This is a genomic window from Paenibacillus sp. NPDC057886, from assembly GCF_042796655.1.
Taxonomy (GTDB): Bacteria; Bacillota; Bacilli; order Paenibacillales; family Paenibacillaceae; genus Paenibacillus.
The window spans coordinates 1-14804 of the sequence record NZ_JBHVMZ010000018.1 but is presented as its reverse complement, the minus strand read 5'-3'; the positions used below and the strand labels follow the sequence as shown (position 1 = coordinate 14804).

At 47.4% G+C, this 14804-nt stretch carries 13 protein-coding genes; 1 reads left to right on the top strand and 12 read right to left on the bottom strand.

Annotation, left to right across the window (positions count from 1 at the left end):
- Nucleotides 1–2: 2 nt before the first annotated feature.
- The 4 genes from gltX to ACFVQB_RS33355 form a co-directional block, all read right to left on the bottom strand.
- A complete protein-coding gene (gene gltX, locus ACFVQB_RS33370; protein WP_379449555.1) occupies nt 3–1466 on the bottom strand; it encodes a glutamate--tRNA ligase in 1464 nt (487 codons plus the stop codon).
- A gap of 33 nt (nt 1467–1499) precedes the next feature.
- Nucleotides 1500–1976, bottom strand: a complete 477-nt coding sequence (ispF, locus tag ACFVQB_RS33365) for a 2-C-methyl-D-erythritol 2,4-cyclodiphosphate synthase (RefSeq protein WP_379449553.1) — start codon at nt 1974–1976, stop codon at nt 1500–1502.
- Nucleotides 1973–2665 carry a 2-C-methyl-D-erythritol 4-phosphate cytidylyltransferase gene (gene ispD / locus ACFVQB_RS33360; protein ID WP_379449551.1) on the bottom strand — a complete coding sequence of 231 codons (693 nt, stop codon included), beginning with the start codon at nt 2663–2665 and terminating at the stop codon, nt 1973–1975. The genes ispF and ispD overlap by 4 nt, the downstream gene beginning before the upstream one ends.
- Nucleotides 2666–2768: 103 nt before the next feature.
- Nucleotides 2769–3854: a PIN/TRAM domain-containing protein gene (locus tag ACFVQB_RS33355; RefSeq protein WP_379449549.1), complete on the bottom strand. Its 1086-nt coding sequence runs from the start codon at nt 3852–3854 to the stop codon at nt 2769–2771.
- Nucleotides 3855–4028: 174 nt separating this feature from the next.
- On the opposite strand from ACFVQB_RS33355, the gene ACFVQB_RS33350 reads away from it, so the two are divergent.
- The gene (locus ACFVQB_RS33350; protein WP_024633611.1) at nt 4029–4424 is read left to right on the top strand and encodes a nucleoside triphosphate pyrophosphohydrolase family protein; all 396 of its coding nucleotides are present in this window, start codon (nt 4029–4031) and stop codon (nt 4422–4424) included.
- A gap of 153 nt (nt 4425–4577) precedes the next feature.
- On the opposite strand, the gene pssA is transcribed toward ACFVQB_RS33350, so the two are convergent.
- The 8 genes from pssA to ACFVQB_RS33310 form a co-directional block, all read right to left on the bottom strand.
- Nucleotides 4578–5309 carry a CDP-diacylglycerol--serine O-phosphatidyltransferase gene (gene pssA, locus ACFVQB_RS33345; RefSeq protein ID WP_053779229.1) on the bottom strand — a complete coding sequence of 244 codons (732 nt, stop codon included), beginning with the start codon at nt 5307–5309 and terminating at the stop codon, nt 4578–4580.
- Between the two features lie 43 nt (nt 5310–5352).
- On the bottom strand, nt 5353–6429 hold the full coding sequence (disA, locus tag ACFVQB_RS33340) for a DNA integrity scanning diadenylate cyclase DisA (protein ID WP_076292150.1): 1077 nt from the start codon (nt 6427–6429) through the stop codon (nt 5353–5355).
- A 13-nt stretch (nt 6430–6442) separates the two neighbouring features.
- A complete protein-coding gene (radA, locus tag ACFVQB_RS33335) occupies nt 6443–7810 on the bottom strand; it encodes a DNA repair protein RadA (RefSeq protein WP_063567409.1) in 1368 nt (455 codons plus the stop codon).
- 293 nt (nt 7811–8103) lie between these two features.
- On the bottom strand, nt 8104–10566 hold the full coding sequence (gene clpC / locus ACFVQB_RS33330) for an ATP-dependent protease ATP-binding subunit ClpC (protein WP_379449543.1): 2463 nt from the start codon (nt 10564–10566) through the stop codon (nt 8104–8106).
- Between the two features lie 187 nt (nt 10567–10753).
- Complete coding sequence (gene mcsB / locus ACFVQB_RS33325; protein WP_053779232.1) at nt 10754–11824, bottom strand: protein-arginine kinase McsB; 1071 nt, start codon at nt 11822–11824, stop codon at nt 10754–10756.
- Between the two features lie 28 nt (nt 11825–11852).
- Nucleotides 11853–12377 (bottom strand): protein-arginine kinase activator protein McsA, encoded by a 525-nt coding sequence (gene mcsA / locus ACFVQB_RS33320; protein ID WP_079348920.1) that lies wholly within the window; start codon nt 12375–12377, stop codon nt 11853–11855.
- A gap of 30 nt (nt 12378–12407) precedes the next feature.
- A complete protein-coding gene (locus ACFVQB_RS33315; RefSeq protein ID WP_063567405.1) occupies nt 12408–12869 on the bottom strand; it encodes a CtsR family transcriptional regulator in 462 nt (153 codons plus the stop codon).
- A gap of 472 nt (nt 12870–13341) precedes the next feature.
- Nucleotides 13342–14517, bottom strand: coding sequence for a GNAT family N-acetyltransferase (locus ACFVQB_RS33310; RefSeq protein WP_379449536.1), 1176 nt, complete (start codon nt 14515–14517; stop codon nt 13342–13344).
- Between the last annotated feature and the right edge of the window lie 287 nt (nt 14518–14804).

The window sequence follows — 14804 nt, the reverse complement described above, 5'->3', positions numbered from 1 at the left end:
ACTTACGCGCCTTTTACCTGAGCATGCAATCGATCAATGACCGTATCGCGGCCAAGAAGTACAATTGTTTGGTTCAGATCGCGGCCATGAGTCTGTCCTGTCAGAGCTACACGGATCGGCATAAACAGCTGTTTACCCTTAAATCCGGTCTCTTTCTGAACTTCTTTGATCAGCGCAGCCATCTTGCTTGGTGTAAATTCGTCGCTAGCCTGTACTTTATCAGCAAATGCCTTCAGAACGGTTGGTACCTGCTCCTCAGCCAGTACAGTAGCCCCTTCACTTTCCAGCTCCAGGTGGGAACGGAAGAACACTTCCGACAATTCCACGATATCGGAGGCAGAATTCATTTGCTCCTGGTAGAGATGAACAAGCGTATATGCCCATTCTTTTTGTTCAGGTGAGAGCTCAGTGGCAATACGTCCCGCTTTTTGCAGATGTGGAATCGCCATTTCGGCAATGCGATCTGGTTCGGCATTTTTGATGTAGTGGTTGTTCAAGTGAGCCAGCTTGTGGGTATCAAAAACCGCCGGGCTCTTGGACAGACGCTTCGTATCAAAAATGGAGATTAACTGCTCCTGTGAGAAGATCTCTTCTTCTCCTTCAGGCGACCAGCCAAGCAGGGAGATGAAGTTAAACATCGCCTCAGGCAGATAGCCGAGCTGATCATATTGTTCAATAAACTGAATAACGGATTCGTCACGTTTACTCAGCTTTTTGTGGTTTTCATTCACGATCAACGTCATATGACCGAATTGCGGCGGCTCCCAGCCAAGCGCTTCATAAATCATCAGTTGACGCGGAGTGTTAGAGATGTGATCTTCCCCACGCAGGACGTGGGAGATTTTCATCAAGTGATCATCCACAGCAACTGCATAGTTGTACGTAGGAATGCCGTCTTTTTTCACAATAACGAAGTCGCCGGATTCCTTGCTGTTGAATGAGATTGTTCCTTTGACCATGTCATCAAACGTATAAATGCGTTCTTCCGGTACACGGAAACGAATACTCGCCACACGACCTTCTGCTTCAAATGCGCTCTGTTGCTCCGGTGTCAGATCACGGTGTTTACCCGAATAACGCGGAGTTTCTCCACGTGCTGTCTGTTCCTCACGTTCTTGCTCTAGCTCTTCTTCCGTGCAATAACAGCGGTAAGCCAGACCTTTATCCAGCAGTTCCTGCGTATATTTACGATAGATGTCCAGACGTTCCGTCTGACGATATGGTCCGTACTCGCCGCCGACATCAATACTTTCGTCCCACTCGATTCCGAGCCATTTCAGGTATTTCAGCTGACTTTCCTCACCACCGGCAATGTTGCGTTTCACGTCCGTATCCTCAATACGAATAATGAATTTGCCGTTATTATGTTTGGCATACAAATAGTTAAACAGCGCCGTACGGGCGTTCCCGATATGCAGGTGTCCCGTTGGACTCGGCGCGTAGCGCACGCGAATTTCGGTGCTCATAATATCCCCTCCGTCTCTAATTGGTTGATGATATCACACGCGAACAAGGCAAACAACCGATTGGGCAGCTATACCCTCTCCCCGTCCGGGGAATCCCAGTTGCTCTGTTGTTGTCGCTTTGACATTCACTTGAGTTACATCCGCTTCAAGTGCCTTGGCAATAACCTCGGCCATCTGTGGAACGTAAGGTGCCATCTTCGGTTTCTGTGCAATAATGGTTGAATCAATGTTTCCCAGACGGTATCCACGACCCTTCACCAACTGCCACACATGCTCCAGCAGTTTCAGGCTATCCGCATCCTTGAACTCCGGATCCGTATCCGGGAAGTGTTTGCCAATATCCCCAAGCGCAAGCGCACCAAGAATGGCATCACTGATGGCATGCAGCAGCACGTCTGCGTCCGAGTGACCCAGCAGTCCTTTTTCATAAGGGATCGTGACCCCGCCAATAATGCATGGGCGTCCCTCTACCAGTTGATGTACATCGAATCCCTGTCCTACACGTATCATCGCTTCTTCTCTCCCTTGAGCAAAAACGCGGCGTATTCCAAATCTTCCGGCGTCGTTAATTTGATATTCGTATAACTGCCTTCCACAACCTTGACCGACATTCCCTGGCGTTCAGCCAGCATTGCGTCATCCGTTCCCAGAAACCCGTCCCGATCCGCCAATTCGTACGCAATCAGCAAGGAAGAAAGACGAAAAGCCTGCGGGGTTTGAATGCTCCACAGACTGCTGCGGTCTGGCGTCGCCGTAACGATTCCATCCGCATTTACTTGTTTGATCGTATCCTTTACTGGAACGGCTAGTACAGCTGCTCCACCCGACATGGCGGCCTTCATACACCCCATAATCTGCTCACGGTTTATAAAAGGACGTACCCCGTCGTGAACGAGGACCCAATCCGTCCCAAGTGCCTTAAGGCCTTCGTGGACCGAATGCTGTCTCTCTTTCCCTCCGGAGATGACACGGACACGTGACTCCAGTCGGTATTCTTTTACCCAATCCTGGCAGCGCTCAACATCGGCAGCTCCCGTGACCAGCACCATTTCGCTGACCTCGTCCAAAGCCGCAAACACTTCAAGCGTATGTATGAAAACGGGCTTGTCCTGCAGCAGCAGAAACTGCTTACTCTCGGTTGTTCCCATCCGGGTCCCCCGACCTGCCGCCACAATGACAACACCCCACCCTTTATCCATGCCGCAATCCCTGCCTTGTCTGTCAGTTTATCGTCTTAAAGATACAAAATATCTACTTTCGATATAAAATATCGTTAAACGATACACTACCCATCATACCGCTTTATTGGGCTTTTTCCAACAGTTTCGGCTTGGCAAAAATCATTCGTCCCGCTGACGTCTGCAGCACACTGGTCACCAGCACTTCCATCATCATGCCGATATACTCGCGTCCGCCTTCCACCACGATCATCGTGCCATCATCCAGATAGGCTACACCTTGACCGTGTTCCTTACCATCCTTGATAATCTGCACCATAATCTCCTCACCTGGCAATACCACCGGCTTAACGGCGTTGGCGAGATCATTGATGTTTAGCACGGATACGCCTTGCAATTCACAGACCTTGTTCAGGTTGAAGTCATTGGTGACAACTTTGCCCTGAAGGACCTTCGCGAGCTTGACCAGCTTGCTGTCCACTTCGGAAATTTCCTCGAAATCACCTTCATAAATAAGAACTTTGACGTCCAATTCCTTCTGAATTTTATTCAGAATATCAAGCCCACGCCGTCCTCTGTTCCGCTTGAGCAAGTCCGATGAATCGGCAATGTGCTGCAGTTCCTCCAGAACGAATTCCGGGATTACAATCGTGCCCTCGATAAATCCGGTTTTGCATATATCCGCGATGCGACCATCGATAATTACACTGGTATCCAAAATTTTGTGCTCTTCTAGCCGTCTTTCCTCATCCACCTCAGGATGACCCCAGCGTCCTGACATCCAGAAGGCCGCCAGATCGTCTTTCTTCGCCATGGCAAGCATATAGCCTGTATAGCTACTTACGACCGTCAACGCCACCTGCAGCACCTCTCCGGCCGTACCCAACCATGCCACACAAGGATATAACATCAAGGCCACCAGTAGTCCTGCAACTGTACCCGCCGCACCTGCAGCCAATTCATTCATCGGTACTTTGGCCAAAGAATCAATACTATTATGCAGTCTGGTTGCCATTAATGTTCCACCGATGTTACACACAGACATAAACAATACAGCGCCTAGTAGGGTTGATACCCCAGCCCCCAGTAATCCTGCTGACTGAATCCATTCAGCCATCCAAGGGACGGATTTTCCTGCCAGATGATATGCCGTGTAGCCGAACCATGCACCGCACAATCCTGTAAAAGTTAAAATGCCTTTTTTCCACATAAGTCCCTGCACCTCCTTCAATATATCTTCATCTTTATATCCAGTATGATCCAATTCCCAGATTGCTAATCCCGCTTTTGAAGAACTTTTTGGAAATGTTGCAATCGTCAGTTGAAAGAAGGTAAATTATTGGCATATAATGAATTCAATTCATATCCCGAGGTGAGTAGCAAAATGAGTACGCTAAGTTTACAGGCTTTTCAGGATCAAGTTTCCGAGCTGTTGCTGCGTCATCGCAGCCTGATTGATGTACTGTCCAAAACGGGACAAGCCGGAGCCTCTGTCAACCGTGCCGTGTCCAAGGCCATTACCGAATGCGGCTGCATTGAGCTGCACGCCACCAAGCAGAAATATGCCCCGGAGAGCGATATTGCTCAATCCAAAGGGCTGCTGGAAACGCATGTGGAAGGTGAATTGTGCGAGAATTGTAAAGAGGTGATCAGCTCTGAACTGGGGCGGAACCTGTTTTATATGTCGGCTCTCTGCAATCTGCTGGACATCAACATGGAAGAGGTCGTAAATCACGAGTCACAGAAATGTTCGACGTTAGGGATGTTCAATTTGTCGTAAACAATACGTATTTCGTTGTAAATGGTTAAGATACCGTATAGATTTGAAAAACAAAAAGAAGCACGTATTCTCCTGTTCAGGAGCGTACGTGCTTTTTTGTATTGGTTAGAAACAAGGAACACGGACCAACCGATTTACACAATACTGGATTGCCTAGCGATCCGAAGGACGGGAAGACTTCTCTTCTTTACGCTTTTTGGCTCGGTTACGTGAGGCTGCCGTCCGCATATTATGCTTCATCCCATATAGAGCGTATAACACAAGTGGAATAAAGATCAATTTGGATAATTGTTCTGGAAACATGACGGCTACCACTACCGCGAAGACGATAACCCAAGGTGCAATCCAGATCGCTTTACGCGGCAGACCAACCTTTTTGAAGTTGGGATATTTCAACGAACTTACCATCAGATACGATAACAGCAACGTGGCAATCATCATACTCACGGGACCGATATCCTTGTTAAACAGGGACAGTGTAGCCAGTACCCCTCCGGCTGCTGGAATCGGCAAGCCTGTAAAGTATCCGGGGATACCGGGGCGTACGTTAAACCGGGCAAGCCGGATGGCCCCACAAATTGGAAAGCTTGCGGTTGCGATCCAGGCGAGAACCGGAGTCGCATCCTGAAACGAGACCATGAATATAATCAGGGCCGGAGCTGCACCGAATGAAACCATGTCAGACAAAGAATCCAGCTCTTTACCAAACTCACTCTGGGCATTAAGTGCACGTGCCACACGGCCATCCAGGCCATCCAGTAACATCGCAATAATGACCAAAATGGCAGCCAAACTATAATTCCCATCAATTGCAAGCAGGATTGCCATCATTCCAAGAAACAGATTACCCAAGGTAAAGAGATTCGGAATGAATCTGGTTAACATCGTTGTTTCACCTCATTATTTTCAAGCCGTTATAGGCAAACCCTTACATTTGTCTGTCAATAAACATCTGCTCCTGCAAACGCTTGAGACCTTCCTTAATGGTTCGGGCGCGCACTTCTCCAATCCCATCCACTTCGTCCAACTCTTCAATTGTAGCCATAATGACATGAGGCAATTGTTCGAATTGATCCACCAGGTTATGGATAATGACATTCGGCAGGCGGGGTATCTTATTTAATACCCGATATCCGCGAGGTGCAACCGAATCTTCGGACGTAGCCGCTGACGAAGGGTATCCCAGCAGACGTACAATATGATGTGCATCCAGCAATTCATCGTCCGACAATCTTTTCAGACCAACGATAATCTCACGGATTTTGTCATCACTGTCATCACGGGCATAGTCCTTATACAGCAACCAGGCTTCCTCTTCTGTTGTACCGACGAGCTCCTCCATCTGCATGGAGATCAGCCGTCCCTCGTTGCCGAGTTCATGAATGTAACGTTTAATTTCCGTTTTGATACGCATAACCATTTCCGTACGCTGAATGACATTGACCACCTCAGGAATCGTCACCAGTTCCTCGAACTCGGAGGCACTCAGATTCGTAAGGGACTGTGTCAATACAGCTTTGTATTTCTCCAAGGTTTGAATCGCTTGATTCGCCTTGGTCAAAATAACCCCGATTTCTTTGAGGGAATACCGTAGTGTTCCTTGATATAAGGTGATAATATTCCGGCGCTGCGATATAGATACGACTAATTTACCAGTTTGTTTAGCGACACGCTCAGCCGTCCGGTGACGGATTCCCGTCTCAGATGATGAGATGGATGAGTCAGGAATGAGCTGAGTGTTGGCGTATAGAATACGTTTTAAATCCTCGCTAAGGATAATGGCACCGTCCATCTTGGCGAGTTCATACAGATAGTTCGGGGAGAAATCACAGTTAATTGAGAATCCTCCATCCACCACTTCCATTACTTCAGGGCTGTATCCTACAACCAGCAGTGCACCCGTCTTGGCGCGCAGCACGTTCTCCAGACCTTCGCGGAAAGGTGTACCTGGTGCGATCAGCCTTAACAATTCGTTCATATTATCCAGTTGGCTCGAATCTTTCATCTTGTTATGCCCCCTAATCTAAAGCAACCGCTAGTGCATCTGCCACGGTATTCACACCGATCAGTTGTATCCCGCGAGGATGTTTCCAGCCCTTTAAGCTTTTTTCTGGTAAAATGACACGCTTGAAGCCCAATTTTTGGGCTTCTTTTACACGTTGTTCAGCCCTTGAAACGGCCCGAACCTCACCCGTCAAACCGATTTCCCCAAAGATGACGTCATCTGGCTTGGTTGGTACATCTCTCAAGCTGGATGCGATACTTACAGCAACCGCCAAATCTACTGCCGGCTCATCTAATCTCACACCACCAGCTACGTTCAGATAAGCATCCTGTGTTTGCAAGAACATGCCCATCCGTTTCTCCAGTACCGCAATAATCAAGTTTAATCGATGGAGATCTACCCCTGTTGCCATACGCCGCGGAGAAGGAAAATGTGTGGTTGAAATCAATGCCTGCAATTCCACAAGCAGAGGACGTGTGCCCTCCATGCTGGCAACTACGGTAGAACCAGCCACACCCAGTGGACGTTCTGACAAAAAGAGCTCAGAAGGGTTGCCTACTTCACGAAGTCCATCTTCGCCCATTTCAAAAATGCCGATCTCATTGGTCGAACCAAAACGGTTCTTGACCGCACGTAAAAGGCGATACGTATGATGCCGCTCTCCTTCAAAATAAAGAACACAGTCCACCATATGTTCCAACATACGTGGACCGGCAATGGCGCCTTCTTTCGTAACATGCCCCACAAGCACGGTTGCAATGCCTCGGCCTTTGGCGATCCGCATGAACCGTGACGTACATTCCCTTACCTGAGCTACACTGCCGGGTGCACTGGTGACTTCTGGCAGATATACGGTCTGAATGGAGTCGATGACTAGAAAATGCGGCTGGATCTGCTCCACCGCTTCCTCGACCCGCTCCATATTGGTCTCACATAGTACATATAACTCAGGAGACAGCGCACCCAGACGGTCAGCCCGCAATTTCGTTTGCTTAACTGATTCCTCACCTGAGACATATAACACGCGCAAACCTGAATGTGTCAATGCATGAGATGTTTGCAACATCAACGTTGATTTTCCTATTCCGGGGTCTCCGCCCACCAGAACGAGAGATCCTGGAACAATTCCGCCGCCCAAAACCCGGTTCAGCTCTTCAATTCCAGTCTGTACACGCGGTTCCTGACCGCTATCTATATCTATGATGGGAAGTGGCTTATCTTTACTCTCAAAGAGAGGGGAATTTCTCCCTTGTGTTTTGACCACCGTTTCGGTTTCTTCCACCATTGAATTCCAAGACTGACAACCCGGGCATTTGCCGTACCATTTGGGGGCTTCATAGCCGCATTCCGTACACTGAAACTTGGTTTTAACTTTGGCCACTTCAGCACTCCTAGGATTTATTTTATAACAGCATTTTGCATTTTTCGACGAATTTTGCCTGAACTCCCTGACGTGCAGGGTTAATAAAAGTTTACCATTGTTTGAGATTTTTCGTAAAGGATTATCGCAAACTTTACACATGTTCGTAGCCAGTTCAAAGTTTGTTTTCTGATAAACAAACAGCATTGGACTCTAACTGGCACAAAAAAAACACAAAAATCCTTCCCGACAAAAGCCAGGAAGGATTTTTGTTTTATACATCAGACTCAGTAGCACACATGAAGTGTTGTCACTTATTTGGTTTCGATTTCCTCAGTGGAAGGAACAACAACGTCTTTTTTCGTTACAGACAATGCTCCGTTCTCTTCGTCAATGAGCAACGAATCACCTTTAGTCACGTTCCCCGTGAGCAACTCTTCAGACAATTTGTCTTCGATATGCTTCTGGATCGCCCGACGAAGCGGACGAGCACCATAGGCTGGATCGAAGCCTGCTTTGGCCAGGAATGCCTTGGCATTGTCGGTGAGCTCGAAGTCGACCTCATACTCACGCAGCCGTTTGCGAAGCTCTTCGCTCATCAGCGTAACAATTTCAGCGATGTGTTTCTCTTCGAGAGAGTGGAACACGATAATTTCATCAATCCGGTTAAGGAACTCAGGACGGAAGCTTTTCTTCAGCTCATCCATCACTTTACCCTTCATGTTATCGTAATCCGCACCTGCATCCACTACTGCCGTAAAGCCCAGTGTAGAGTTACGTTTGATCGCTTCTGCACCAACATTGGATGTCAAAATGATCAACGTATTCCGGAAGTCCACGACGCGACCTTTGGAGTCAGTCAGACGACCATCCTCAAGCACTTGCAGCAAGATGTTGAATACTTCCGGATGTGCTTTCTCGATTTCATCGAGCAGGACGACGGAGTAAGGTTTGCGGCGAACTTTCTCTGTCAGCTGTCCACCTTCTTCATAGCCCACATATCCCGGAGGCGCTCCGACGAGTCTTGAAGTGGAATGCTTTTCGCCATACTCGGACATATCAATCCGGATGACTGCATTTTCATCTCCGAACATGGCTTCTGCAAGAGCACGAGCCAGCTCGGTTTTACCTACCCCTGTAGGACCCAGGAAGATAAATGAACCCATCGGACGTTTCGGATCTTTCAATCCGGCACGAGCACGACGAACTGCACGACTGACGGACTTCACAGCCTCATCCTGACCGATGACACGTTCATGCAGAATTGATTCCAGATTCATCAAGCGTTGTGTCTCTTCTTCTTTCAGCTGATTCACCGGAATACCAGTCCAGCTGGCTACTACTTGTGCGATATCCTCAGGAGTTACCTCGGAATCGGTGCGGCCTTGTTTTTCTTTCCATTGGTTCTTCGTTACATCCAGCTCTTCACGGATTTTTTGTTCCGTGTCACGTAGAGCTGCTGCTTTCTCGAACTCCTGGCTTTGAACCGCTGCGTCTTTTTCCTTCCGGATATCCTCGAGACGGCTCTCCAGTTGTTTGAGGTTAGGTGGGATCGTGTAAGAGTTCAGTCTTACTTTGGAACCCGCCTCATCAATCAGGTCAATCGCTTTGTCCGGCAGGAAACGGTCTGTAATGTACCGGTCAGACAGTTTAACCGCCTGCACAATCGCTTCATCCGTAATTTTCACCCGGTGATGCGCTTCGTAACGGTCACGCAAGCCGTGTAAAATCTGAATTGCTTCTTCTGGAGAAGGCTGATCCACCGTAATCGGTTGGAAACGACGCTCTAGCGCAGCATCCTTCTCGATATATTTGCGATATTCATCCAACGTTGTAGCACCGATGCACTGCAATTCTCCACGGGCCAAAGCCGGTTTCAAAATGTTCGAAGCATCAATTGCACCTTCCGCTCCGCCTGCACCAATCAAGGTGTGCAATTCGTCGATGAACAGGACAATGTTACCCGCTTGACGAATTTCATCCATAATTTTTTTCAGACGATCTTCGAATTCACCGCGATATTTTGTACCTGCAACAACAGAACCCATATCCAATGTCATGACACGTTTGTCACGCAAAGTCTCCGGAATTTCGTTGGCGATGATTTTTTGCGCAAGTCCTTCAGCGATGGCTGTTTTACCTACACCTGGCTCACCGATCAGTACTGGGTTGTTCTTGGTACGACGGCTCAGCACCTGAATAACACGTTCAATTTCTTTACTACGTCCAATCACGGGGTCCAGGTTGTTCTCCTTGGCATACGCCGTAAGATCACGTGCCAGACTGTCCAGTGTTGGTGTGCTGACATTGGAAGGCGTACCATTATGACTGGATACAGCTTCACTGCTGCCAAGCAGTTGCAGCACTTGTTGACGTGCCTTGTTCAAACTAATACCCAGGTTGTTCAGCACACGTGCCGCAACCCCTTCGCCTTCACGAATCAATCCAAGCAGGATATGCTCTGTGCCTACATAGGTATGGCCCAATTTGCGAGCTTCATCCATAGACAATTCAATCACTTTTTTCGCACGAGGCGTATATGCAATGTTCGTAGGTTGCTCTTGGCCACGGCCAATTAGCGTCTCTACTTCATCTTGAATTTTTTCCAATCCGAGTCCCAGGCCGATCAGCGCTTTGGCTGCGATGCCTTCGCCTTCACGAATGAGGCCGAGCAAAATGTGCTCTGTACCGATGTTATTATGACCAAGACGGACAGCTTCTTCCTGCGCCAATGCGAGCACCTTTTGGGCCCGTTCCGTAAATCTTCCAAACATCATATCTCCTGCACCTCCATGGTTTTGGATAAAACGGGGGCTGTTGAAAGGATCCCACCGTATTCTTCATATCATCTTTGTTTGCAGCCATGCTGCGAATAAAATCATTCAGCATTCATTTATAGAAATGCTCTATTATATAAAAGCCGCAGATGCGGCGTGAAACCTTTATAAACAACTCTTGAACAACCTAGGATTGATTGGCTGCACTGATCGTATCACGGATCAACTGAGCCCGATATATGTCACGCTCATCTGTCCGCATGTCTTCTCCAAATGTTTTCTGCAAGAAGCCTGGCTGCGTCATCACATTCAACTCGTTCATCACGGTTATGGACAAGCCGTCCAACAAGCCGAGATCTACACCAAGTCGAACATCAGACAGACGCTGTGCAGCTTCCTTCGAATCGACGATAGCTGCATGGGACAGAATGCCGTAAGAACGCATAACCCTGTCGGTAATCCGCAGTCTAGAGTCGGTAATTAACCGTTCTCTGGCGGTACGCTCATGCCCAATCATCTGTAACACAACACTATGCAGGTTATCGATGACTTCTTGCTCCGTCTGCCCCAGTGTGATCTGGTTCGAGATCTGGAACAGGTTACCCATCGCCTCACTGCCTTCACCGTAAATTCCCCGTACAGTCAGTCCAACTTGGGAGACTGCGGTTAGAATGCGGCCGATTTGCTGTGTCATCACCAGAGCGGGTAGATGCATCATGACAGATGCTCTTACACCTGTACCTACATTCGTAGGACAGCTGGTTAAATATCCTCTGCGGTCATCAAAAGCATAATCCACATGCGCTTCAAAAGCATCATCTATGGCGGAAGCTTTCTCCCAGGCTTCTTTCACCTGGAACCCCGGATAGAGGCACTGGATACGAAGATGATCCTCTTCATTAATCATAATACTGACAGATTCATCCTCACTGAGAATAACAGCACCATTTCTGGATTCGTTCGCAAGACTGGGACTGATCAAATGCTTCTCCACCAGCACCCGTTTGTCAAGGTCATCGATATCAATCAGATCCAAGGTATGAAAATCTCCAAAGGCATGAACGTCATCGTATTGAAGTACTTCGCTCAGCTTATTCAGCACTTCTTCCGATTGCTCATTGGAAGCCAGCATCGGAAACGGATAATGCTGCAGGTTGCGTGCGATCCGGACCCGGCTGCTAATGACGATTTCGGAATCAGCCGCATCACTACGCATCCAGTCGCTGAGCGCCTTCTCTGTAAAACGCAGATTAGGCATTACGCATCCCTCCTACTCATCACAAACTTTACTCCTGAGCTATTTCTTTTTCAAGTTCCCTGATCTGATCACGAATTTGAGCGGCTTCTTCAAACTCCTCTTGCGTTATGCTCTCCTGAAGATCCCGTTTCAGATCAGCAATCTGTCTTTTGACCTTGATGCGCCCACCAGCTCGTGCAGGCACTTTACCCACGTGAGAAGTGCTACCATGAACCCGTTTGAATAGCGGGTCCAAACGACTGTCAAAATATTTATAACAAGAACTACAGCCAAAGCGGCCGATTTTGCTAAACTGCGAATAGGTCATGCCGCATTCTTCACAACGAAGGGATTGCGCAGGTGTTGCTCCCGCACTGCCATTCTTGCCTGAGGGTTCAAAATCAAGCAACCCGGACAGTAAGTTATGAATGGAAAATCCGTTGGATGTTCCGGGAATCATTTCCCCTTTTTCACGAGCACATGACTCACAAATATGGAATTCCGTCTTCTCTCCGTTCACGATCTTTGTGAAATGGAGTGTTGCCGGACGTTTGTTGCATTCTTGGCACAGCACAATGATGTACCCCCTTGATCCCGATAGTTTTCATTTACCGAGCAAAGATATTAACATCGCCTTTAACATTCTGGCACGAATTTGATCCCGGTAAGGAAGTTTGACCAATATAATCTCTCTCGATACAGCTGCCCGCATCAACCCGGCTTCCCTTTTGCTTAAGAAACGTGCTTCTTCCAGTTGGTAGATCAGACCTTCGGCAGCTGTCTGCCCGATCTCATCTCCAATACTATGGTGCAAATGGTTATGCAGAGCCGAGTGAGCCGGCAATTCAATCCGCTGTATGCGAACATAACCGCCGCCGCCACGTTTACTCTCTACAAGGTAACCTTTTTCGAGTGTAAATCGGGTGCTGATGACATAATTGATCTGGGAAGGCACACATGAAAATTGATCAGCCAGATCATTACGTTGAATTTCGACCAATCCTTCGGGACTTTCATGCAAAATACTCTTCAGATATTGTTCGATAATATCAGAGATATTACGCATCCACTCATCCTCCACTGTCTGAAACGTTAAGTCAATAAGGACCCACACGCCCCTACAGAGTACACCTTCTCAACCCATTTAACCAATCAAGGAAACAGCGAAACTGATCTTCAACGGTCTTTAGCAGGAGAGCGAAGGACGCTCGAAGGTCCTTTAATATTGCTTTTATCCGCTGATGTGTCCTACCTTCAAAATGGCTCCCACCACCGGATTGCAGAAAGAAAGCTACGTAAGTATTTAACCTTTAGTTGACTTTGACTTTCTTTGACTTTATATACATTATAGCATATTTTGTGGTTTTGCCAAGAGGGAGCACTATTCATTTTTTACGATTTTACACGAAATATTCGGCTGACACAAAAAAACCTCTCCAAAATAGCTGGAGAAGTCCATTTGTTTCACACTAGCATCGTAATGCTATACAAGTTAAGTCTATGAAATTGATCCTAGAATACTCGTTACTCTATGAGGTTCAGAAAAAATCAAGTAAATACGTTTCCCGTTCAGGAATCGCTTGCTCCAAAGCCTTAATCGCTCCATTCGGACATTCAATTCTACCTATTTGAGCCATCTCTGCGGGCCTACGATACCCCATCAGCATTGCGGTGAGCGCCTGAATGTCTACTTTAACAGTCTGATCTTTAGCTGCCGGCTCAGATGTTTTCCATATCGAAGCTGTACCATTCATCGCCACATTCAACTGCCATACCCCTTCATTCCATGGTGCATGGGCATCCTCTACCTGGAGATTAATCTGTACTGGTGAGTCTTGGCTAGCAAAAGGATACTGTGAAATAAATTGTTCTACACTCACAATACGTGCCATAAAGAAAGGTACAATTTCCTGCTGAATCCGCGGATTGTCCAATTGAAATGCAAGCATATCACTAGCTGGTGCCTGTAAAGTGACTTCCTCAATCATGGAATCATGGTTGGCAATAAAGGTCCACAAACCTTGTCTTGCCTCTTCATTCAGATAAATGATCTCTTTAATGGTAAACTTTCTTTCCTTAACCTCATATAAAACATAGCCTTGTGCTTTACCGGCTTCATCATAATATACAGCCTTCTGGCTGGCTCCATTAGTGAGAACTGCATTCTCCCATCTCGCATCATCCCGGATCAAGGTTCCGTTATAGCGCTCAGCGTAGGCACCGTATACTTCCTTGAATATGCTGAGGCCCGGATCACCGCGCCGAATCGTTCCAGGCGTTGCCTTTTTCGCAGGCAGATGAGCTGTAGGCACTTTATAGCGTTTGAACTCAACATACGTCTCCCATCCATATTTCCGATAAAATGCAAAAGAAAACGGATGCAAAAACGATATACTTTGTTTATTACGGTTCATTTCCTCCAACGCATGCTTCAACAGACCAGCTACCCAGCCTTTGCGTCTATATTCTGGCCATGTGGCTACTCCCGCAATACCGCCCATCTCGAAAGATCTCCCATGAATATAGGTTTGAAAAGGAATAATATGAAGTTTGGCACCCAATTGTCCCTCCTCAAATACACCCCATATATCCTGTGAATCAAATTGACTCCGTCGCTTCTCCGTTTGTTCTTCACTCATTATCACTTGAAAAGCATACTCGGAGAGTGCCATAGCTGGTTCAAAATCATCTACGGTTAATTTCTGAATTTCCATGTCGTCCTGCACCCCGTTCTCTAAGTTATGATATCTTTCAAAATCATGGCCTGATACGTGATGTATGTATCCATTTATGAGTGTGTCAGAGGAGCGGGACAAAGTCAAACAAGAGATGCGCGGGCATCTCTCAGGGATTAACTTTTTATCGTGTATTTTAATTGTTATACCTATGATTTATAGTAAAAAACGCAAATAAAAACCACCACCGAATAACATCGGCAGTGGTTCTTTGCTTGGCGGCGTCCTACTCTCCCAGGACCCTGCGGTCCAAGTACCATCGGCGC